The following is a 23,242-nucleotide window of genomic DNA, read 5'->3' as shown; positions in this document are numbered from 1 at the left end:
CAATTCATTACTAAAAGGAGGCAAATATAGTGAAGAATACGTATCAACTTCAAATTCCGAAAGAACTAGAACAGTATCGTAGTATTTTAGAAGAAAGTGTGAAACCGTATGTTAAAGTGTCTGGAACATTAGCAGAGACAACGCTTTTTGAAAGTAAGTTTGGTGGATATCCGTATTTACCTATAGATCAAGAGCATCCTAAAGACTCAAACGGACAACCTATGATGCTACTTGCGCAGTTAAACCTTGAAGAAATACCAAACATTGAACATATGCCTCAACATGGAATGTTACAGTTTTTCATAAGTGCTGAAGAAGATCTTTTTGGAGCAGATTTTGATCATCCCACAAGCCAAAAAGACTTTCGAATTGTTTATCATTCTACAATCACAGCGGATTTAACTAAGGTGATTACTGATTTTAGTTATTTAAACACTTTAGATTTAGAGAATTTTATCATACCCAAAGCAGCAAAACTAAAGTTTGAGTTGGCATATCAACCAGTAACACCAAGAGATTATCGATTTGAAATGATTTTTAATGATAACATTGATTGGGAAGAAATTGTTGATGAAGAAAATAATACAGAATTAGGCGAACTGTATGATGATTTATGTAAGGATCAAGGACATAAAATTGGTGGTTATCCATTTTTCACACAGACAGATCCAAGGGAATGGGAAGAAAAATACCAGCAACATGACATATTATTGATGCAAATCGATACAGACGATTCATTAAATATTATGTGGGGAGATTCTGGCGTTGCTAATTTCTTTATACGTAAGGAAGATTTGTTAAATCTAGATTTTTCCAATGTCATTTACAATTGGGATTGTTACTAGAAGATATAAATAAAATAATAGCAAACAAAAAATCTTCCTGAAGGTGAGGAGGATTTTTTTTATGTTAAAAATAAGCGTTATGTTAACTAGAATAAAAAACAATGAGTGTACTGAAAGTCAAGTCTAAATAACAGAAATAACAACAAATAATGTAAAGTTGTAAAACATGTGCAAATAGCAATAAATTCATTAAGTAAAACATAAAATAAAATTACTAATTTATATTTTGTATAGAAATAATTTTTCTGTATAAAAATTTCTTGCCAATCAAAAATGTTTTTAATTCGTTAAATCTTAAGCGATTATTGATTAAGATTTGCTGTGATGAATTTATAACAAATAAAAACGATAAAAACTGAAGAAATTTGTTTAGATAAGATTTAATGTAAATCTCACCAAAAATCTCCGTTTCGTCTCATTAAGTATAGTTTACTTGGGTTTTGATACCTGGTATTGCTTTGTTTCTATAACTGCCTATAATATATATTATGTTAACTAACTTTAAATAATAAACTTATTATAGGTAAGTTAGTTTTTGTGATTAGCCTCCCCTTGTTCTTTTTAATCATTCTGTGTGATGGATTGTTTAGTTATTTATTTTATAAGTTGTTGATGAAAATGTCTCCAGATATAAATTATATTTAAGACAATAAAAAATGCAATTCGTTTTAACTGAACACATTAAACGAATTGCATTGATATGATTCATAATAAGTTTTTAAAATTAGTTTGCTACAGCAATTGCTTCGATTTCAATTAAAAAGTTATCGTTAATTAACTTTCTAACTTCTACAGCTGAACTTGCTGGTGGATTTTTAGTATCAATGTATTGATCTCGTATATCTCTAACAGTGGCCATTTGAGAAATATCTGTTAGGAAAAATGTTAATTTTACTACATCATTAAATCTTAATTCCGAAGTTTCTAATGCACTTTTAATATTTTCGAAAACTTGTCGCGTTTGTGTAGCTAAATCACCAATGCCAACTATTTGACCATCAGTGTTAATCGCTACTTGTCCAGATATGTAAATTGTTCGTTTAGCGTTACTAACTTCCACTACATGTGAATATCCAGAAGTTGGTGGCATCGTTTCTGGATTGATAAATTTCTTTTGCAAGGTGTCTCTCTCCTTTTTTATCAAGACAATTGTAAAATCTATGTATTTACTATATTCAATCAATAAAATTAAGAATCCTTTATGATTTAAAAATAAAAAACCTTAGAATAGCTATCTTCATACCTATTCTAAGGTTTTTTAGGATTTTATATTTAGTTATCGCTAGTGGACATTGTTAAATTAATCTTTTCATAATCTCTTTTAAATTGATTATCATTTTTTAGCCAACGTTTGAAAGCCGATTCGCTTATTTCTAAATTTGAACAAGTTATAGCATTACATTTATTTTTCATATATTCTTCAAGGAAACTTTGTTTTCTTTGCTTAACAGCAGTTTGAGTTTGTTTTAATTTTCGATCTTGTAATTGATCTAAACTCAGACTTTCTTTCTGAAACACTTCATATTTTCTATGCAAATAAATATCTTTGTCTTTATAAATCCAATTTGAAAATAGTTGTATTGATTTTCTTCCAGATAAAATAACACGATAATGTTTGTTTTGATTTAGTAAATCGGCTCGTAAATTGCGATTTTGAAGAATTTGATGTAAAGAATTCATAAAGTTATATGATCCACCTACGAAATTAACTGTATAAGTTTCATACTTGACGTAACCATCCCCATCAAAATATCCACGAACAAAATGATGTAAATATTCTTCTGGTACTAAAGGAAATTCAATGTTAAAAGATTTACATGGCATGATCCCGTGAATATTCATTAGATCGTCTTTTATTACTTTACTATTAATGTTTAGCATATATACGCCTGTTTTTTTGTTTTGATAAAGTGGCTGGTTTGTTTTTAGTTCTTTTTTTATATCTTCTAAAATATAACTTTCTTTTTGAGATATACTGACACATTGATTTTCTTTCTGTATAACACCATCTGCTGCTATAAACCCTAAAATATAAGCCATATTGTTTGACCACGTTTTAAAATAATCTTCTGTTATGTCATACTTTCTCTTCCAACTCCCTATAGCGCGTCTTGGTACGTTATTGTCTGATAAAACCATACGAATATACCTTGCAGACACATTAGCAAGCATGGCGATTTCTGAGGTGCTCTTCCCTTCAGTATACAAATGCATGATTTCAGATTTTGATAGTTTACATTTTGATTTCTTTTTTCGCTCTATGTGCACTTACATCCTCTCCTTCCTTTCTTTTATTAGAGACATATTTTCTTCTATAACATACAACGAAACGTATGTTCTTTGTTGCGTATAAGAAGGAATTTACTAAATAAAAACAATTTACATGTACTTAATATTTGTTTTAGCTGCCACTGTGCAATTTGTACTTTATAGATACAAATAATGAATTTGACGAATTTATGAAATACAAGGCAATTTAGATGAAAGGTAAAATAATATAGTTTAAACTACAAATAGCTACAATAACAACATACATAAATTGTTAATCGTAAAAAGGAGAACGAATGAATAAGAAATATACAAATCAAATTCATACTGATATGAGTTTTAAACCGAAAGATATTATAAGTTTAATGACGGATTACTTTAAAATAAAATCAAAGCTGCGTCCTATAAAGGATTTGCCTATCGTTTTATCAAATAAAGATAATGAATCGTTAGAGAGTGTTACATGGTTTGGCCATTCTGCTTCTCTTTTGAAAATAGAAGGTAAAAAACTATTATTAGACCCTATGTTTGGAGATGCCTCTTCCCCATTTCCTTTGTTTAATAGTACACGCTATAGTGGTACTTTTTCTTTAGAACGTGATGACCTTCAAGAAATTGATGCGATTATCATTTCTCATAATCACTATGATCATTTGAATTACAAAAGTATTATGCAGTTAAAAGATCGCGCAAAGCACTTTTATGTTCCAACTGGAGTTGCACAATATCTTATTAAATGGGGTGTTTCGCCTAGTAAAATTAGTGAACATAATTGGTGGGACGAAATTACGTTTGATAATATTAAGTTAGTATGTGCGCCTGCAAGGCATTTCTCGGGACGTGGTATGACAGATAGAGATCGTTCATTATGGTGTTCATGGCTTATTCTTGGTCAAGAGACTAAAATTTTCTTTAGTGGTGATAGCGGTTATGCCCCTCACTTTAAGGAAATTGGTGATAAATACGGTCCATTCGATCTTACATTAATGGAATGCGGGCAATATGATCCGAGGTGGTCTGCTATTCATATGTTGCCTGAAGAAACGGTACAAGCTCATATTGATGTTAAAGGAGAATTACTTCTTCCGATTCATTGGGGTGCCTTTACGTTAGCATTACACGAATGGAGGGACCCGATAGAACGTATTACGAAAGAAGCTAACCGTTTAGGAGTTAAAATTACAACGCCTCAAATTGGTGAATCTATTACGTTAAAATCTACAAATTATCCTTCATCCGCTTGGTGGAAGGAAATTTAATTTTAAAATATAAAAAGAGCGAATCCTCTTATAAAGAATTCGCTCTTTTTTCTGTATTTAAACTTATTTCACAATATTGGATTTCCCACTATCTAAAACTCTATTTGCTGGTACACTGGACATTTCAATCACTGTATTCATACTTTTATCAGTTAGTTCAATGAGTTCGTTTTCATGTTTTATTTTATTTAAATCCCACACCATCCCATGAAATTCATTATACTGACCACTTACTTTTATAATGCTTTTTGTTTTATTTGAAGGCTGTATTTGAAGATTTGTAAATTGATTCCCACTAATTTCATTTGGCGTAGTTACTTGACTATCCATATAAATCATATTCACACAGTCTTCTAAAGAAAAGTTCATAAAACGATTGGCATTTATCCAAGCTTGTCCGGTGCTCGGTTTTTTTGCTACTAATTTTAGTCCGGTTTCCATTCCTACAATTTTAATGTTTTCGAAGTTAACAAACGAAATTTCATTTTCTTTTCCAGCAGAGTATAAAGAAATTCCGGTACCTTTATTCGTTTCCGTCCAATTGATAATATTTATATCTTTTATTTGTGTTTTGTTCCAAGTGTTATAATATTTATTTTTACCGTCTAAATAAATAACTTCAGAGCTAAATTTAGGATCGTCAATAGCTATATACGCTCCTTCAATGGATGCGTTGTTCTCCAGTTCTAGAACTCTAAAGTTTCCCTCAACTACAAATTGGGATCCATAACCAAATAATAATTTCACACCTTTTTTAACAATGATTGGTGACGTAATTTTATACTTCTTATCATCAAGTAATACCGTTTTAATTTTACTAGATTCTGCTTTATTAATAGCAGATTGTATTTTTATTGAATCATTTTCCCCTTTAAAGTTTTCTACATACAAGTTAGTACTTTTAGCTGCATAGTCTTTTTTATTGTATTGATAAAAAGCAAAAGTAATTAAAGCTATACCAATGAGTAAAACAATTATTTTCTTCATCATACTCACCCCATATCGATTAATCTATGGCTTTTATATTGAAGTTATTATTATTTTGCTTTGTATTTCAGATTACCATTGCTGCTTTGTCTATGATTGAATTATATTATGTAGGATTTAGTAAACTGTTTGCTTTACTAATACATCATTCTTATAATGTATTGATTTATGATTTCATAAAACAAAAGTCTGCTTGTACATAATGTAATTCCTTCCTCTATCCCTAATAAGCTCTTACTGGTGATATAAGATGTACTGCTGCAGATTGTTCTCCTGCTTCAATCAATATCGGTCTCATAGAACCGCCAAAGCTTAAAGTAATCGTTTCTTCTTTTATTGCTCGTAAAGCATCAACCATAAAACGCCCATCGAAAGATATATTTAATTGTTTTTCACCTTGAATCGCATCTATTTGTTGCGTTTCGGATATTTTCCCAATTTGAGAAGCGTTTGAAGAAATTTTAATTGTGGATTCGTTTATGATTTCTAAGTTAACATTGTTATTGGCCCATTCACTTGCTAATAAACTTGATCGGTCTACACCTTGTAATATCTTTTTTCTATCTACGTTAATAATCGTTTTAAAATCATTTGGAATAAGGTTAGAAATATTAGGATATTTCCCTTCAATTAGTCTTGAATATAATGTAGTTGTTCCGAGCGTAAATATAATATGACTCTCTGAAAGGTAGATATATACGAATTTCGAATTGCTGTTCATTAATTTTAGAAGTTCATTAATGGTTGCGCTTGGTACAATACAATTTGCTTTTACATCTGAGGAAAGTCGCGTTTCACGTATCGCTAGTCTATGTGAGTCAGTTGCAGCACAAATAAACTTATTATTAGATAACTCTATATGCACCCCAGTAAGAACAGGTCTAGATTCATTTTTTGCTACCGCAAAGACTGTTTGTTTAAATACTTCAATCAATTGCTCTGTTTCTACTTTGATTTCTGCATGATTGTCTATAAGCGGTACATTCGGAAACTCATCTGCAGGAAATCCATTTAAACTTAATGTGATTTCTTCTGATTGTATCTTAATAATTTGCTCATTCTTACTTTTTATTGCTATATCACTTGGCATTTTCTTTATTATTTCAATAAAATACTTTGCAGGTACAACAATAGTTCCTGCCTTTAAAATAGTTGCAATCTTTTCGTCTTCAATTAAAACAGGAATGAATTTTTCAATAAAAATATTCGAGTTACTTGCAATTAAAGTAATTCCAGATTGATCTGCAGTTATTTTTATACCAGATAATATAGGAATTAAAGATTTTGTTGATATTGCTTTGTTGACTTCTGAAAGTGCTTGAGTGAATTGTTTGTGATTAACGATAAACTCCATTTTTTCCCCGCCTTACATGAGATAATATTTTTATGAAGATTGATGAACGATTGTTCCGTTAAAAAAATAAGGTACTGTTTCTTTCTTTTGTAATAAATCTAGTAAATGTTCTGGTATGCGTAAATATGGAGCTGCTATATGTAATTCCATCCAAGTAATCTCTTCAATTTCTTTCGGCCTTGATATATATGTCTCTCCGCCAATTATTTCACCTAGAAAATTAAAGAAAATTGCATGATGATCTCTTTCCTCGAAAAAGGCTTCGCTGATAGAACAAATCCCTTTTACGTTTATATGTAACCCTGTTTCTTCTTTTACTTCTCGAATTACTGCTTCTTCCAATGTTTCTCCTAATTTAACTGCGCCACCTGGTAATGTATAATAAGAACCATTTTCCCCTTTGTTTTTTACCATTAAAATCTTTTCATTAGTTTTATCGTACAAAATCGCGTATGTAACATTAACTTTTTTCATATGTACCTCCTCTATTTTTAATAAAAGGAATTTTCTGTCTTCTATTCATTCTACCATTAACTCCTTTTAATATATATAAGTTAGTTAAGTCTTGCCTTTACCACTATTGGTGGAGTTAATAAGAATAGGCTACTGATATAAAAAAAGAACGTACCTTAGGAAGATTATCCAAAGTACGTTCTTGCAGTTTTAGAATAAAAATTGATTCAATTAATACTAAAATTAATAATAACCTCGCCCTTATTGCATGTGTATTCCAAATACTAATGTTAACAAATTCTATATACTTTTTAGCCGTTTTTCTAAATAATAATGATTATGTCCTTTCGGATGATCTTCACTTACTCCGATTACTTTATATCCATGCTTCTTATAAAAATCAGGCGCCTGAAAACTAAAAGTATCTAAATTAATTAACCTACACCCTTTTTCAATTGCAAATTCTTCAATAAGTTTTATTAACTTGGTTCCATAACCTTCGTGTCTATATTCTTCAGAAACCCACAGGAAATCAACATGTACGTGGTGCCAAAATGTAATTGCAGTTATTCCACCTACAATTTTTCCCTTTTCATTTCTCACTATAAAACTAATTTTTTCTGAAGGCTTTTTCTCTTCATCTGAAATATGTTTTTGGTTATATTCAATTACTTTTTCTCTTATGTAATCACTATCTTCTTGGACCCATTGTTTTACTATTTTCATTTTAATTATCACGCTCCTTTTACGATAGCTATTCAACTTCATAATGCTAATGTCCTGTCTAAATAATAGTCGTAGATCACTAATACAATTGTTTCATTTCACTAAAATAAAAAAAGCCCTACTACATTTCATCTGTAATAAGACTTATATACGTTGTGTAGAATCTAATTAATCTCAATGAATATAATTGCTCAAAAAATATTAAAATTGTTCAATTCTTTTTTATGAAAACTTCCGTTATTTCAACACCTTAGGAGAATAGTCCAATTGTACCACTACGAAAAAGAATGAACATTCCTAAACCAATTAGAACAATTGGAACAATAATATGACAGTTTTCCTCAAGTACTTTAGCTAGTATAGGAGCTTTTATCAATTTGTAGCTAATAAAACACCATATCGCTATCATGGAAAAAAAGATAACTAATGTAACGATATTTGTTTCAAGAGTTTGACTAGCAAACATTGGTATATAAATCGAAATATTGTCAGCTCCATTAGCTAATGTAATTGAAGCTACTTTAAATAATGAAACAGTAACGTTATCGATAACTTCATTACTTTTATAAGAACGAAGTGACAATAGTCCTTTAACCCCCATATAAATTGGCACGAATCCTAATAATCCAATCCACGAAACAGGAATGAAAAAAGAGCTTAAAGACCAATGATACTTAGAAAAATAATCATACTAAATCCTAAATATTGTCCAATAACAATATAAAGTTTTTTTCTCGTAGCTTTTTCGCGGACAGCTCTTCCTTCTTTCCTAATTACTTCTGTTCTTACTTGTGAAAATAAAACAAGTAGTATAAAAATGTCATCAATATTTGTTGTAGCGAATGCCACAACAGAAGAAATTATGGTTGTAATCAATAAAAGCCAACTACTTTCATTGTAAACTGATAAGAAAATAATGGTCTATGAATGAAGTGCACGTTCCATCACAAAGTTTGTTAACTGTAATTTTCTAAATGTTTTTAGCAACATGTTAGTTCCTTTATAAAACAATATGAATATTCTAAGTATCTGCTACTCATTTCATTTTAAATTAAATAACTCTATTCTCTCTACACAAAAAATGTTTTGTACTAAAAAGAGCCCTATATTAGGACTCTTTTTAGTATTACGCCACTTTCCGATGTAGATGTTTTAGTTCCTTTGTCTTCTCTGCAGTTGGTGGACGGATTAATATTGAAATAATGAAGGAAATAACACTTAAAACACCAATTATAATGAAAGTTGGTTGAAATCCTCCAAGTATCGCTCCAATGAATGATCCTGCAAGCGCACCAAATCCGAAACCTTGGTAGACAATCCCGTAATTTGTACTATGGTTTTTTAATCCAAAGAAATCTCCGACAATAGCTGGGAATATAGTTATATTACCGCCGAAGCAAAAGGCGACACTTGCTACACAAGCAAAATAGATTCCGTAATTTAGCGGAATAAAACTTAAAGTAAAGACTGACAATCCTATAATAATAAACGTTGCAGAGACAATTTTCATTCGCCCGATTTTATCTGATAACGTCCCAAGAATGATTCTACCTACTGTATTAAAGATTGCAATCATAGCAACGGCGTTTGCAGCGGTTGCTGCGCTAAGTCCAACAAGTTGTACGCCGATATCTTTTACCATACTGATTAAATACAAACCACCCATACACGAGGTGAATAACATAAAAAATAGCAGATATACTTGTTTCGTTCGCATCATTTCACGCGGAGTATAGTCATTGTGTAATGTTTCAGTTACAGCATTACTTACAATTGCCTCACGTAAGAAGAACGATCCAATTAACACTAAAAGTAACACGATAATACCCCAATATAAGAATGCTTGTGATACACCAAGGTTATCGATAAGATTTCCGTTTATATATCTAAAGATTAAGCTGCCCATTCCATACGCTGATACAGATATACCTGAAATAAGCCCTTTCCGATTTGGAAACCATTTAATTAAATTAGATAGTGATGTAATATAAGCTGTTCCATCCGCATAACCAACAACGACACCGGCTAATAAATATAATAGTGGTAAGGAAGAAACTTGTGAACTAAGTATTAAGCCGAGTCCTAAAACAATTCCTGCAGTAGCAATAAGTTTCCGAAGTCCTAATTTTTTCTGTAACTTTGCTGCAAATAAAGTTGAGAATGATAAAGAAAAACTTGTTATGGAGAAAGTTATCGCTACTGAATTAAGATTCCATCCAAACTTACTTACAAGGGGTTGATTAAATAAACTCCATGTATAAATTGTTCCAAGGCCAATTTGAACAATGATTGTACCTAGAACAATTAGTAACGGATTTATAGAAGTTTGTTTCATGCTAACTGTCCCCTTCTTTTATCTTGACATGAATTTTCACAGTTAGTATATCCATCATAAATTGCAAGATACTGTACGGAAAATGGTAATTAAGTTCATATACACAAAAAGACACTTCATAAAGAAGTGCCTTTTGCAGGTTATATCAGATATTTCTAAAGAAAGCTTTGTTAAGATAAGACATTTTCAAATGCTTATGTATATATGTTATCAAATAATTTCTTAAATGTTATGAGACTTAAGACGTATTTTTCATTCATCATATAGTCGGATGAAAAATTAATATTCGATTTCATCAAAATCTTTCGGCTGCGGTACAGTTTGCATATTAGCTGCATCTTTAGGATCGCTATAAATTGCATTTTGCTCTGTATTTACATCTTTTATATTTTGTTTTTTATTTTTGTTCACTTTATCTTTCACTTTCAATCACTCCTTTTTGTTATAGGAGTAATTATGCCCTATTACCGTTACTAAATGTATCAGCGACTAAATTACTAAATTCACGTAAATAATATAAGTAATTATCACCGCCGTAGTTATATCTTTTGTTATACATTTTTGCAACAACTACATTATATTCAGGTATTACTAAAATGGTCGGTCCAGTAATCCCTAATATTTGATACGACCCTTTTGGAACACGTTCACCAAGTTCGCTTAATTGCGCAGGCTCATTTTGGATGAACCAAAACAATCCATTTTGTGGTAGCTCTTTGTTTATATATGTTGGACTCTGCAAACTCGTAGCGATTTTTATAACTTCTTTTGGAACAATTTGTTTACCATCTATCCCACCTTGATTTAAATGAAGATTGCCCCACTGCGCAAATTCTCTAGCTGAGACAAACAAATTTTTTTCAGTACCGTCATCTACCGTACCAATTTCACTAATTGCGTCTTCATTTGGATTATTAACAACGTCAACTAAATTTTCATCTCGCTGAACTCTCCAACCTGTTTCTTGAAAATTAGCAGGCTTAAACACACGCTCCTTTAACAATTCAGGAAAACTTTTGTTATATAGCTGATAAATAAGACGTGTCATCATTCTTACATTAATATCTCTATACGCCCATGATTGTCCCGGTGCAAATTCACGAAAAATTGTCCTGTCATTCGTTTCTTCTAATCCGTGCGAATGTGTTACTAAATGTCTTATCGTCGTTTTACTAAGCAATGCAGGATCAAAGTCTTTAAAATATTTTATCGCTTCATCATCAATAGAGTTTATTTTCCCCTCATAAAGCGCATACGCTATCATTAATCCTAAATAACTTTTTCTAGCAGAAGCAACGTTAAATTGTGAAGATGCTGTTACTCTCTTGGTTGTAGATGTATTTGAGTGATAACCACTATAATGCTCTAGTACGATTTTATTATCTTTTATAATACAAAGTGCTGTAGCAGAACTATGATTTTTTTCTTTTATATCCTCTACCCAAGAAATCAACTTATCATATGTATACAAATAAATCCCCCTTAATACACATCAAAATTACAGCATGAAAGAAAAGTGCAAAATAGTTTTTACACCTTTCTTTCATATAAAATAACTTGAATTTTCTATACTTAAATAATCCACCAGTTCCAGCAATTAAAGCAACTGAAACATCCTGCGCATCCTATGCATCCGCCGCAACGACCTGCACAACCACCACATCTACCGCCACATCCACCGCAACGTCCACCACAACCGCCACATCCGCCGCAACGACGTGCATCGTCTTGAATGTAATAGTATGGATATTGACTTTGTTGTTGATCCCAATACACAACATTGCCAGTTTGATAATCATTAAGGTTTAATGATTGTAGTTCTTGTTGAAACTGATTCATTATGAAACCCTCCATTTATAAATGTAAATTCCGTCCAAATATTAAAGTTAATAAATTCTTTTAAACAAAGTAGAAACAAGACTATAGACTAAATGCGTACATCAACAAAATATGAACTTACACTAGGTGATGTACCTTGTTTTTCAGCCTATTTTCTTTATATTCATTCGATGGACGTATTTACTATAAATAAAGTGATTTAAAAATTACTAATCCAACAATTTAGTAGTTCATCACTTAACTTTCTTTCTAGTAATTCCTTCACTAAAGGCATTGGCATGATTTCATAATGATTTAAGGCTTCTTTATTATAATCTATCCAGTGAAATGCTAAATGAGACTCGCTAGATTTCGGTGTTAAGTCCGTATGTAAATCTTGTGACTCTACTTCAAAAATGTGGTTAATTTCATGATGAAGCACTTCTTTATCTTGCCATTGATTTTCTATGACGCCTAAAAATTGTTGTATACTACAGTTTACTCCAAGTTCTTCTCTTAACTCTCTTTTTAATGCATTCTCTGCTGATTCTCCAATTTCAACATGGCCACCAGGTAAAAAATAATGATGGCCGATATATTCAGCAACTAATAATTTTTCATCTTTTATCATGACTGCTCGTACAATATGATGAAATTTACTTTTCAATTGATATTCCTCCTAGTTATTTAATGTATAGTTTCTCAAAATAGTCATTTAGTATTGGTATAATATAAATCATAGGTGTTTCATACGGATGAATATCATTAATAACTTCAAGAGCATCTTTTACAAGTTCTCGTTTACACTTTATTTCAACTTTACATTCTTGTCCTTCGCATATTTGACCAATTTCTCCATTAAAAGGAGATGCCTCTTCTAAAGGTCTCCAATATCCTTTCACTGAACTATAGGAAAGACAATGGTCATACTCGCCCGTTTTACATGCTCCAATTTTATTTAATTCATCCCTTAATGTTTCAATATATTCTTCAGGAATGAACACTTCAATTTTCACTTCAGTAAATTGCATATTTCATTTCACACCTTTACTTCTTAATAGTTAAACAAATAAACGGTATACTTGCTCACCATCATACTCCTGTCCTAATGATATGAAACCATATCGTTCATATAATTTCTTTGCAGAGAGATTATCTTTATGTACGGTTAATCTTATTTCTTTACACGATTTAAAAGTATTTTTTATTATATCAATACTTTCTTGTAATGCTGCTTTTCCATAACCATTACCTTGTTGCGATTGATCAATAATAAATCCGTTAATCCAATACATATCCGATGTCTCTATTACAACAGCATGCATAACAAAACCAACCATAAGGTCACCATCGTATATAGCGAATGGTATGTACTCTACATTGTCACCATCTGGTTTTATATATACTTTAGCAAGTGAAACTGCTACAGCGGGGACAAATTTTCTTTGATCTTCTTTAACTTGTAACTTTAATGCATCTTCCCAATTGTCTCTCGTAACAACCTTTAACTGGACATTCAATATTGTAAGCTCCTTTATCTAGAGGATGTATTTTTATATTCAACGCATTGAAATAATTCCCTTTTTCGACAGCAACTTATAACATAATTTTTATAAAATCTTGAATGAATTTTTCTGCATCTATTTCTAAAGCTATACGGGCTCCTTCAGATTGAGAGTTAGGGCGAAAATCAGCAAATGTTTGTCCTTTCGTATCTCCGTATGTATCTACATTTACTGTACGATGCACAAATTCAAAAAAACTTGGATTTACTAATCCGCTTATTGCAACCACATCATGTAGCAAAGGTCCTTCCATAGATGGATTAAGTTTTTGGTATGCGGATAGATAGTAGTCATACATTGGTTTCATTATCATATGAAATGGATTCTTTGCATTAGCTTGAATATAGTTAAATACATTTGGTGTTAACACAGCTTTGTTTGTTACATTTAAAGGGAATATGAATAAATTCTTTGCTTGATGGAAAACAATTTTACTTGCTATCGGATCTCCATACACGTTTGCCTCTGCTAATGGCGTAACGTTTCCTACTTCTAAAAAAACACCACCCATGAAATAGATTCCTTTTACATTTAGCATTAAATCATTCCATAAATTAAAAGCAATTGCTAACGAGGTAGATCTTCCTACATCAACAATCGTTAAATCTTTTCCGTACTTTATAAGAATCGCAGCAATACTGCCGAAATTATATATTGGAATAGATAATATATTTCTTGGAACATGGATGGGCCCTAATCCTTCTGCTCCGTGAATTTCAGGATAGTACGTAGTGATTTCTTCTGTCAGTGGTTTTGTTGCACCACTAATGACAGGAATGTTTTGTCTATTTGCTAACTGTAAAATATACGCTGCATTATGTGCAGCATGTATATGCTCAACATTTCCGTATCCGGTTACAATACCGACAATTTCAATTTCGGGATGCAGTAAACCATACATAATGGCAAATGAGTCATCAATACCTGGATCTCCGAAAAATAATACTTTTTCCAAGAAATACTCTCCCTTCATAAAAACATAGAGTCATCAATAACTATGTATATGAAAAAAGCAAGTATATCTATGCGAATTTTAGAATGGATAATGTTTTACAAAACATTAAAAAGGAACTAGCGAATGCTAATTCCTTTCTTCAGTAACCATTCTCAAATTTAATTAATTATCGTATCCTTCATAAATTGCATCATTTATTAGATTTTGTGTTTTTTTATCATCAGGTACAGGCTTCCACCAATTTCCTGTAATAAATAACATAGTTAATAAATTATAACTATCACTAAAATAACTTTCTCTCTTATTCTTCATCCAATCCCAACCACTATTTACCCACTTTTGATTATTGCTACTCGTTATACTTGCAGCAATAAACGGTGAAACAAATACAGCATTTGGATAACTACCAATATTGGATCCATTTAATTGATAACCATCCACAATTTTAGAAGGATTTCCATTCGTTTTATTTTGAATCCATGAAGAGACTTTATCAGAAATGACTTTACTTCGCTTCTCGCCGTACATCGCATAGTCCATTACAATTCTTAAAGGTACTCGACTAGCATTATAATAATATGCATTTGTATATTCTGACTCATCTAAGAAGTCTTTAGGTGCGGGTTGTGGTGGGTTTTTTACAACGAAATCTGAAATAAGTCCTGTATTTGGAGAGTACTTATTACTAAATTGCGTATAAATATCGTACAAATTATTAATAACAGTAAGCCAAGTTTTATCACCTGTAAATTCATAAAATGCTCTAAGGTGTGACATCATCCAATCAGATGGTCTCGTATCAAGTGAACTTTTAGAATCCCAATCTCCTAAATTTAGTCGGTTATTATTTGTAACATTACTAGCTTTAATACCTTTTGTAATCATGTCTTGTGCTTCTTTCAAATAATTAACTGTTCCATTAGATCCCCACTGCTTATGAGCAAGAAGAAGAGAATACGCAATATCTAAATCTCCATCAGTAGCAGAATCAAAATGACCTTGTGCTTTTTTACTATCTGCGACAACCCATCCCATTAAATTAGGATTTTGAGAACTTTTAAAAGTTCTTGCTGTTTTAAATAAACCGTCATAGATTTTTTGAGCATTCGAATCATAACCAGCCATTAATACTGTAATTATCATCCCATACCCTTGACCTTCTGAAGTTCCAAGTGGCTTAAACCCATCAGCATCACCTGTAATCTCTCCTTTTACATAATAACCACCAGGTAAAGAAGATAAATCATTTTTCAAATATTTCTTTTTCCAATTATCGTAGTAACTTCTTACAGAAGCATTTAAACTTTCCTGTGTAACATGATTCGGTTTTATAACACCTGCATAATTAACTTGCTGGGGAAATGGTTTCATTTCCTTTGCAGCAGCTACTTGTTGATTAACTACGGGAATAGAATTTTGTATTGAATTGTCCGTTACACTTGCTGCGAAACTAGAATTAGAAAAACTAGCTAGTCCGATTCCTACAATAGAAATACATGTGAAAATTTTTCTTTTTCCATTCATTATGTTGTCAGCTCCTTTTAAAATGCTTACTACATAAAATGTAACATACAATATTTAACTGAAATACAAAATATTATATTTATCAACATAAGAAAGAAACTATATAAAAAAGTATCATAAAATTATTATTGAATTACATTATACGGATTGATTATTTGCTAAATTCCTATGTTTTTCTTTTCTTAATACCGGTATATGAGCAATCACAATTCCAAGTATAGTAATTCCTCCGCCAATTATCGAAACTAAAGTTGGCACTTCTCCTAACCATATCCAAGCAATGAAACACGCAGTTATTGGCGTTAAATATAGAGAACTTGTTGCTTCAGAAGCACCAGCACGAGATATAATATAGGCCAATGCAATATACGGGAGTACTGTTGGAAAGACACCTAAATATATAACGCTCAAGTTAACTTCAAGAGGAGCTGCTAGTATTTTTTGATAAACTCCGGGTAAGAAAATAAGCATACATACAGTACTAGACAAAATTGTATATATGGTAAATGGTAAGAAGCCGTATTTTTTTAAGTAAGATGTTTGGAAAACGAAAAATAGACTTTCTGAAATCGCCGCTAATAATATAAATAATCCCCCGCTATTCAATTGAATAGCGTCGCCTTGGCTAAATGAAATTAAGGCAATTCCTGCAAAACTCATTACACCACCGATCCAGCCATTTAATTTCATTTTTTCATTCAAAAAAACAGAAGCAAGAATTACCGTTACTATTGGAGTGACTGAAATTATTAAACTTGCAGATCCAGCATTTACTGTTTTTTCGCCGTAGTTTAATGCGATGTGATAAATAGTAAATCCTAGAGCACCAAATATAAAAATTGCTGGGATATCCTTTAAATCCGGTAGTCGTAGTTTGTATATAAATGAAAATAACAAAAGTATAAATGAAGCGATTAATAAGCGTAGTAAAGTAAGGTGTTCAGGCGTATAAGATTCAAGCCCCATACGAATTGCTGGAAAAGCAGTTCCCCATATAAGAATTGTAAAAGCGTGAGCACATATAATGCGTAAATCCCATTTTTTATTATGCATATTTTCTCTCCTTCCCTAAAAAACCAACCATTTTTAAATTACCAATTATTTCTTTTCATCATATTTAATAGTTGATACAATGTCTTCAACCAGTTATTTATCGGAAAAACCAACCACTTTGAATCTTTTAAATAAACGAAGGAGTTTTTTATATGACAACCGATAAAAAAGTGCCCAAATATCGGCAGATAATAGACTATATGAAAGAAAAAATTGAAAACGGAGAATGGCCAATTGGAAGTAAAATCCCTAGTCAGCGGCAGTTAGCAAAATTATTTCATGTAAATCGAAGTACTGTAATAAATGCGCTAGATGAACTTATGGCAGATGGTTTAATTCAAGGACAAATCGGAGCAGGAACAATTGTAATGAATAATACATGGTCATTATTAGCAACTAATCCTCCGCCCGATTGGAGTGAATATGTAAAAGCCGGTATTCATAAACCAAGTAAGTTAATGGTTCGAGAAATAAATGAAGCAGAAGCAAATAAAAAGCTTATCCATCTTAGTAAAGGTGAACTTGCACCTCACCTTTTTCCGCTCGAAACTATGCAATCTATAATAAAAAAAGTCAGTGAGGAATTAGATTATTTTGGATACGAAGAACAAAAAGGTTTTTATCCGTTACGAGAAGCAATAAGCCAATATGTAAGATCATTTGGAATACATGCATCACCGGGTTCTATATTAATAGTCTCTGGTGCACTCCAAGCATTACAATTAATATCAATTGGTCTTTTACATAGAAAGTCAACTGTTTTACTTGAGCAACCTTCTTACTTATATTCACTTCATGTTTTTCAATCAGCAAATATAAATTTATCAGGTATATCAATGGATCATCACGGTATTTTACCTAACGACTTATTAAAACGAATTAAATATAGTCAAAAGAATAATATTTTATATTCAATCCCTTGTTTTCAAAATCCAACGGGGCTATTGATGTCCAAAGAGCGAAGAAAAGAAATATTAAAAATATGTGAAAAAGAGCAATTGCCTATCATCGAGGATGATATTTACCGAGAGTTATGGCTTGATGAATCACCTCCAGCTCCTTTAAAGTCGATGGATAAACATGGACATGTATTATATATTGGTAGTCTCTCTAAAACACTTAGCCCAGGACTTAGAATTGGATGGATAATCGGACCAGAACCTGTTATTGATAGATTGTCAGATATAAAAATGCAAACAGACTATGGATCCAGCTCTTTATCTCAAAGAGTAGCTGCTGAATGGATAAATGAAGGTTTTTATGAAGCACATGTAGCAAACGTAAGAATGCACCTGAAAGAACGAAGACAAATAATGATACGAGCTTTAAATAAATATTGTGCAGATATTGCATCATGGGATATTCCTAGTGGTGGATTTTTTATATGGCTAAAGGTTGTACATAACATTCCGATGAAAAAACTATTTTCAGAGGCACTATCAAAAGGAATTCTTTTAAATCCGGGACGTATTTATGAAGAAGAATCAGATCAGTACATTCGTTTATCATATGGATATGCTACTCCAGAACAAATGACTAACGGAATTAAATTGCTCAGTGAATTAATTCGGAAGTTAACAGCATAAAAAAATCCTCTTTTGTTTTTGGAGGATTTTTTTATGTATCTTATTTACCACAATTTCATTTCCTGCCCTAATAAAATAAGCTCTTCATAAGGATCTCCGTCAATATTTAATACTTGAGCAAAAGCAGGTTCTGTTTTTAAACCTTGTTCCTTTAAGCGAATAACTTCTTCCCTTATATGGGGATGCTGCATTAATAGCATGTGCTCCACTATCATGTGTCTATATGCATTTTGATTACGCACTGGCTTCGGTTGAGCAAATAATTCAAATTCAAAACCTTCGAATTCAAAATTCACCTTTATCGATTCAGTACCTTTAATTTTTTTCTTTTTTATGTTGAACCCTCCATAAGAACCATATAAAGATCTCATTTCCTGCTCAAAAACATCAAAATTATATACTTCCATTACAATATCTAAGTCAAATTGAGGAGTATCAATTCTTATAGGGATTGTCCCGCAAAGAACGGGATTATATAAAGCTAAATCCTCCATTATGTTTAGGCTATTCAAAACATCATATATTTTTTGTTGTTTCTCATTGCCAGATTGTAAATATGTAATAGATGTAAACATAGAAGTCTCTCCTTCATTTAACATAATAATCATCTCACTAAATATTAAAATCATTGGGTTTTGTTCTAGGAGTACCTTTATTTCAATATATTAAGCCGAACTAACTATATTTTTCAACTTTTCTCCTATACTGCAATACTATAAAAATAAAAAAGGAGGAATTATTATGAGCATTTTTAACATTCTTTTAACCATACACATCCTATTTGGAACAATATGCTTAATCACTGGTATTGTAGCGATGGTTGCCCAAAAGAAGAAAGGAAAACATACCGAATGGGGCGAAATATATCATGCATCCTATGTTGTCATTACCCTTACGGCAATAATATTATCCATTATCAACTGGGATAAAATCGCATATTTATTTTATGTAGCAATCTTCTCTTATTCATTTGCGATTTATGGATACCTTGCACGAAAAAAACGTTGGAAAAATTGGCTCCATCACCACATTAGAGGCATGTTAGGTTCTTATATTGGTGCAGTCACCGCACTTTTAGTAAATGTCGGCATCCATATTCCCATTATAAATTTACTTCCGCCAATATGGTTTTGGTTTTTACCGACCTTAATTGGTATCCCCCTCGTAGCCAGTGTATCAAAAAAATATAAAAAGCGTAGTTGAAATTAATTACATTTTGATTACTTTCTGATTATTAGAATGAAAAATTATACTCTATGCATCACGAATGATATTATAAGTGCTCGCCCTATGAATATTTAAAATAAAGTGCCGCCCAACTGGACGGCTCTTATTTTCACTTTACAAACGTAACATATTCACCAGAAACCCATTGATTTCCACCAACATTATACCAACCATCTTTATATCCAAACGATTGATATTTTTCACCTTGATACACGTTTTTCACAATGCCGTAATTTGTTCCAGGGCCGGTACGAACACGCAATACATCCGCGATTATAGTAACTACACCTACACCATCATTTGATGATTGTGAAGTTGCTGGTACATTTCCTCCCGTATAACGGATGTATGATGGATCGTTATAAACCCACTGATCGCCACCTAGATTTAACCAACCATTTGTTTGTCCAAATACTTTGTAGGACTCTCCTTTCCCTAATTGACGAATAACGCCATATCCAGTACCAGGTCCTTTTCGTAAATTTACATTACTACCGTTAATATAAGCAACCCCTACATTATCATTCGACGTGGGAGGAGTCACTACGTTTTGAGCACCTTTTCCAAAAGTATCCGTTCCATACCCTTTGTAGTTATATTGCAAATGCGGGCTATCCACAAATCCTTTCCAGTCACCGCCCCATTCGAAACCAATTTGTTTAGCATAACGAATTGCTGAAGCCCACGGTTCTTTATTATAGCCATTCCAATCTTCTGTACCATTCGACTGAATTGGAACAAAATCTAATGCCTGTCCTACTAAGTGATATGAGCGCATCGTTTGTGATGCTCCTTTACGAACATATTCACGTTGTTGCTCGACTGTACGGATTGTTTCATAAATTAATACTTCAATTCCATTGTCGATACAGTACTGATACCACTTAAAAGCTGCAGCTTTCGTATTATCCGCTAATTTATTCAGATTACTTACATTTCTATTGTGGTATTTCAATATGCAACATCTCCTTTTCTATTATCCTATGCAAAACTCGTCTCACGGGTTGTACATATACCTAGAACGATACGAAGTACAAATACATAGGAAGCCAATTCAGCTAAAAAGGTTTTCACTTCTAGCTTCAAACTTTGTAAGTTGAAATCGAAGCAATAAAAAAACCACAACCTAAGTCTTCAAGTTGCGGTTTTTGGTATTTTCTTTTTATATGCTACATGCCTTCTTGCATTGATAATCCTAATATGCAGGTTTTGTAAATTTTTCCTTTATGAATAACACTTCTTATTCATGACTTTTCAAATCCAATAATATTGAATGTAAACGATCCGGATAATTAGTAAACATCCCATCGACTCCCCATGAAAGTAACTTTTTCATATCTTTTTCATTATCTACTGTAAATGGATGAACTTCTAATCCGCTTTTCTTTATTTTCTTTACATAATCTGAATCAATATATTTGTAATTCATACCAAGACCTATGCAGTACGTTTTATACTTTTCTATCTCTAATTCTGTTAATTGAACTGCTTTTTTATAAGGTAATAATTGTACTAAAGATATATTACTATTTAAGCTATGAATCTTTTGCAGACTTTCTTCACTAAACGATTGAATAATAACTTTATCCTGTATTTCATAGTGATTAATAATTTCTAATAATTTTTCTTCCATTCCTGGATATTTATTAGGTGATTTTGTTTCGATATAATAGTTTGCGTTATGCCCAAACGTTTCAATAATTTCTGTTAATGTTGGGACTTTAGCATTTTCAAATTCTTTCTTTGCTAAGTTCGGATATTTTTCGTTGAAAAAAGAATCTGCATTTAGTTGCTTTATTTCTACTAATGTATGCTCTTTCACTAGCCCAGTACCATTTGTTGTACGATTTAAGGTTTCGTCATGCATTGCCACTAAATGCCCATCTTTTGTCATTTGGAGATCAATTTCTATATAATCTCCATTCATTTTTTGTCCTAATTTATATGCTGTTATTGTATGTTCAGGCGCATATGCAGAAGCACCTCTATGTGCGATATTTTTTATATGATTTGATTGATTCATAGCTTTAGTATACTTATGTTCATTTATTTTCTGAAAAACAAAGATACTTATTACTATAAAGGCACAAATTATTGTAACGAGATATATCTTTTTCATAACGATTTATAAGCTCCTATATAAAGACGATTTAACTTGAATGATTCACTCAATTAAATGTCGATTTTCCAATACAGTCATTTTGCCGATAGCTTGAAATCCCGATTTTTTATAAATATTGATTCCATCGGGTGAAGCTTGTAATACACAATACGTATTTTTAAATTTATGTGCTTCTTGCAGCAGGAAATTGAACATAGCAGATCCAAACCCTCGTCCTCTCATTCCTTCTTTAGTTGCTATGTCATAAATACCAATACTATCTTTTGAACATATCAATGAACCAACAGTTACGACTTCACCTTCATATAACCCTAAAAATAATTTCATATTCTCACTGTTACATATATCAAGATTAGAAATTTGATTATAGAATGCTTGTACATGTATACCTTCTTCTGATGTGCCGAATAGATTAGCTAACGTTTCTCCAAATTTATTTATTTGTCCAGGTGAAGATGCTTGTTGAATAGTAAAACTTACTGGCATGTTTATTGTTGGGGAAATTGTTTTTAAGTCTGCTACCATCGCAATATTCTGTTCCACTTCTTTTAAACCGATTTTAATTAACTCACTTTTTATATCCCGCTCTTGCTCCTCATCCCATAACCAAACACTCATTGGAAAATTTCTTTGATAATAGTATTCTACCTCTTTATATAATTTCTCGATCCCTTCCGTTAAATTATTGTTTAGTAGAGTGATGATATTAAATGTATCGGCAGGTAATCCACAATCAACAGCAATATAATCTTTCGTTTTTTTTATACTCATTCCGGGCACAAATTGTGCAACATATGAAGTTTTAAATGCAAAGTTATCTAGTAGTAGTTGTTTATAATTCATCAATAGTTCTCCTTTTCATAAAAAGTAACACTCGAATTTTTCTATATTAAATATAACATATTAGAAATTTACCATTTTCTATAAAAAGTACCTCTTTAAATTGTGCTCTATAGTTTAAAATAATTAAAAATGATATAACGTTGTCGGAATGAAAAAAGTGGTATATAATAAATATTAACATTACTAGTAATTATTTTAGGTATTCCTAGAATAAAGGAGCGATACATATGAAAATTACTATTTATTTCGGAAGTCATGAAGATCAAGATGTTCGTACTATGGACTGTCATTTAGATGTAGAAGATACAGAAGAGATTGTTTC

Annotated in this window: 24 protein-coding genes and 1 pseudogene; 4 read left to right on the top strand and 21 right to left on the bottom strand. The window is 31.7% G+C overall.

Going from position 1 to position 23,242, the window contains the following annotated elements:
• Positions 1–29: 29 nt before the first annotated feature.
• Positions 30–845: a YwqG family protein gene (locus ACTFR3_RS00930; protein WP_000799803.1), complete on the top strand. Its 816-nt coding sequence runs from the start codon at positions 30–32 to the stop codon at positions 843–845.
• 724 nt (positions 846–1,569) lie between these two features.
• Here the strand turns inward: ACTFR3_RS00930 and ACTFR3_RS00925 are convergent.
• Positions 1,570–1,965: a RidA family protein gene (locus tag ACTFR3_RS00925; RefSeq protein ID WP_001169716.1), complete on the bottom strand. Its 396-nt coding sequence runs from the start codon at positions 1,963–1,965 to the stop codon at positions 1,570–1,572.
• Positions 1,966–2,117: 152 nt separating this feature from the next.
• The gene (locus ACTFR3_RS00920) at positions 2,118–3,113 is read right to left on the bottom strand and encodes an LAGLIDADG family homing endonuclease (protein WP_000546829.1); all 996 of its coding nucleotides are present in this window, start codon (positions 3,111–3,113) and stop codon (positions 2,118–2,120) included.
• A gap of 296 nt (positions 3,114–3,409) precedes the next feature.
• Here ACTFR3_RS00920 and ACTFR3_RS00915 point away from each other — a divergent pair, with 296 nt between their 5' ends.
• Complete coding sequence (locus tag ACTFR3_RS00915) at positions 3,410–4,372, top strand: MBL fold metallo-hydrolase (RefSeq protein ID WP_440044078.1); 963 nt, start codon at positions 3,410–3,412, stop codon at positions 4,370–4,372.
• Positions 4,373–4,435: 63 nt separating this feature from the next.
• Here the strand turns inward: ACTFR3_RS00915 and ACTFR3_RS00910 are convergent, their stop codons facing one another.
• From ACTFR3_RS00910 to ACTFR3_RS00840, 15 genes and pseudogenes are all read right to left on the bottom strand, one after another.
• On the bottom strand, positions 4,436–5,359 hold the full coding sequence (locus tag ACTFR3_RS00910; protein WP_000721067.1) for a hypothetical protein: 924 nt from the start codon (positions 5,357–5,359) through the stop codon (positions 4,436–4,438).
• A 223-nt stretch (positions 5,360–5,582) separates the two neighbouring features.
• Complete coding sequence (gene dnaN / locus ACTFR3_RS00905; RefSeq protein ID WP_000394470.1) at positions 5,583–6,713, bottom strand: DNA polymerase III subunit beta; 1,131 nt, start codon at positions 6,711–6,713, stop codon at positions 5,583–5,585.
• 30 nt (positions 6,714–6,743) lie between these two features.
• The gene (locus ACTFR3_RS00900) at positions 6,744–7,187 is read right to left on the bottom strand and encodes an NUDIX hydrolase (protein ID WP_000757601.1); all 444 of its coding nucleotides are present in this window, start codon (positions 7,185–7,187) and stop codon (positions 6,744–6,746) included.
• A gap of 279 nt (positions 7,188–7,466) precedes the next feature.
• Positions 7,467–7,892, bottom strand: coding sequence for a GNAT family N-acetyltransferase (locus ACTFR3_RS00895; RefSeq protein ID WP_000706723.1), 426 nt, complete (start codon positions 7,890–7,892; stop codon positions 7,467–7,469).
• Positions 7,893–8,142: 250 nt separating this feature from the next.
• Positions 8,143–8,768: pseudogene (locus ACTFR3_RS00890) on the bottom strand (cadmium resistance transporter).
• Positions 8,769–9,018: 250 nt separating this feature from the next.
• Positions 9,019–10,227 (bottom strand): L-lactate MFS transporter, encoded by a 1,209-nt coding sequence (locus ACTFR3_RS00885; protein WP_000815137.1) that lies wholly within the window; start codon positions 10,225–10,227, stop codon positions 9,019–9,021.
• Positions 10,228–10,506: 279 nt separating this feature from the next.
• Positions 10,507–10,650 carry a hypothetical protein gene (locus ACTFR3_RS00880; protein ID WP_000653680.1) on the bottom strand — a complete coding sequence of 48 codons (144 nt, stop codon included), beginning with the start codon at positions 10,648–10,650 and terminating at the stop codon, positions 10,507–10,509.
• 31 nt (positions 10,651–10,681) lie between these two features.
• The gene (locus ACTFR3_RS00875; protein ID WP_000288894.1) at positions 10,682–11,698 is read right to left on the bottom strand and encodes a serine hydrolase domain-containing protein; all 1,017 of its coding nucleotides are present in this window, start codon (positions 11,696–11,698) and stop codon (positions 10,682–10,684) included.
• 101 nt (positions 11,699–11,799) lie between these two features.
• The gene (locus tag ACTFR3_RS00870; RefSeq protein WP_001071389.1) at positions 11,800–12,066 is read right to left on the bottom strand and encodes a heterocycloanthracin/sonorensin family bacteriocin; all 267 of its coding nucleotides are present in this window, start codon (positions 12,064–12,066) and stop codon (positions 11,800–11,802) included.
• A gap of 199 nt (positions 12,067–12,265) precedes the next feature.
• Complete coding sequence (locus ACTFR3_RS00865) at positions 12,266–12,712, bottom strand: NUDIX domain-containing protein (RefSeq protein WP_000836832.1); 447 nt, start codon at positions 12,710–12,712, stop codon at positions 12,266–12,268.
• 16 nt (positions 12,713–12,728) lie between these two features.
• A complete protein-coding gene (cutA, locus tag ACTFR3_RS00860; protein WP_001160791.1) occupies positions 12,729–13,076 on the bottom strand; it encodes a divalent cation tolerance protein CutA in 348 nt (115 codons plus the stop codon).
• A gap of 30 nt (positions 13,077–13,106) precedes the next feature.
• Positions 13,107–13,565, bottom strand: a complete 459-nt coding sequence (locus tag ACTFR3_RS00855; RefSeq protein WP_001102671.1) for a GNAT family N-acetyltransferase — start codon at positions 13,563–13,565, stop codon at positions 13,107–13,109.
• 76 nt (positions 13,566–13,641) lie between these two features.
• A complete protein-coding gene (locus tag ACTFR3_RS00850) occupies positions 13,642–14,565 on the bottom strand; it encodes a nucleoside hydrolase (protein WP_440044077.1) in 924 nt (307 codons plus the stop codon).
• 162 nt (positions 14,566–14,727) lie between these two features.
• Entirely contained in the window at positions 14,728–16,089 is a 1,362-nt protein-coding gene (locus ACTFR3_RS00845) for a glycosyl hydrolase family 8 (protein WP_440044076.1), read from the bottom strand.
• A 138-nt stretch (positions 16,090–16,227) separates the two neighbouring features.
• On the bottom strand, positions 16,228–17,142 hold the full coding sequence (locus tag ACTFR3_RS00840) for a DMT family transporter (protein ID WP_000551625.1): 915 nt from the start codon (positions 17,140–17,142) through the stop codon (positions 16,228–16,230).
• Between the two features lie 152 nt (positions 17,143–17,294).
• Here ACTFR3_RS00840 and norG point away from each other — a divergent pair, with 152 nt between their 5' ends.
• Entirely contained in the window at positions 17,295–18,728 is a 1,434-nt protein-coding gene (gene norG / locus ACTFR3_RS00835) for an efflux pump transcription regulator NorG (protein ID WP_071740714.1), read from the top strand.
• A 44-nt stretch (positions 18,729–18,772) separates the two neighbouring features.
• On the opposite strand, the gene ACTFR3_RS00830 is transcribed toward norG, so the two are convergent.
• A complete protein-coding gene (locus ACTFR3_RS00830; RefSeq protein ID WP_440044075.1) occupies positions 18,773–19,303 on the bottom strand; it encodes a DUF4269 domain-containing protein in 531 nt (176 codons plus the stop codon).
• A gap of 166 nt (positions 19,304–19,469) precedes the next feature.
• Between ACTFR3_RS00830 and ACTFR3_RS00825 the strand changes: the two genes are divergently transcribed.
• Positions 19,470–19,931, top strand: a complete 462-nt coding sequence (locus tag ACTFR3_RS00825; RefSeq protein ID WP_000021744.1) for a DUF2306 domain-containing protein — start codon at positions 19,470–19,472, stop codon at positions 19,929–19,931.
• Between the two features lie 133 nt (positions 19,932–20,064).
• Here the strand turns inward: ACTFR3_RS00825 and ACTFR3_RS00820 are convergent, their stop codons facing one another.
• From ACTFR3_RS00820 to ACTFR3_RS00810, 3 genes are all read right to left on the bottom strand, one after another.
• The gene (locus ACTFR3_RS00820) at positions 20,065–20,910 is read right to left on the bottom strand and encodes an SH3 domain-containing protein (protein ID WP_000873738.1); all 846 of its coding nucleotides are present in this window, start codon (positions 20,908–20,910) and stop codon (positions 20,065–20,067) included.
• Between the two features lie 285 nt (positions 20,911–21,195).
• Positions 21,196–22,074, bottom strand: a complete 879-nt coding sequence (locus tag ACTFR3_RS00815) for a glycerophosphodiester phosphodiesterase (protein ID WP_440044074.1) — start codon at positions 22,072–22,074, stop codon at positions 21,196–21,198.
• Positions 22,075–22,119: 45 nt separating this feature from the next.
• Positions 22,120–22,920, bottom strand: coding sequence for a GNAT family N-acetyltransferase (locus ACTFR3_RS00810; RefSeq protein WP_141541680.1), 801 nt, complete (start codon positions 22,918–22,920; stop codon positions 22,120–22,122).
• Positions 22,921–23,242: the final 322 nt, after the last annotated feature.

Source organism: Bacillus cereus group sp. MYBK14-1 (assembly GCF_051916885.1).
GTDB lineage: Bacteria > Bacillota > Bacilli > Bacillales > Bacillaceae_G > Bacillus_A > Bacillus_A cereus.
The sequence above is the reverse complement of the archived record's forward strand: the minus strand, read 5'-3'. Positions and strand labels throughout refer to the sequence as shown.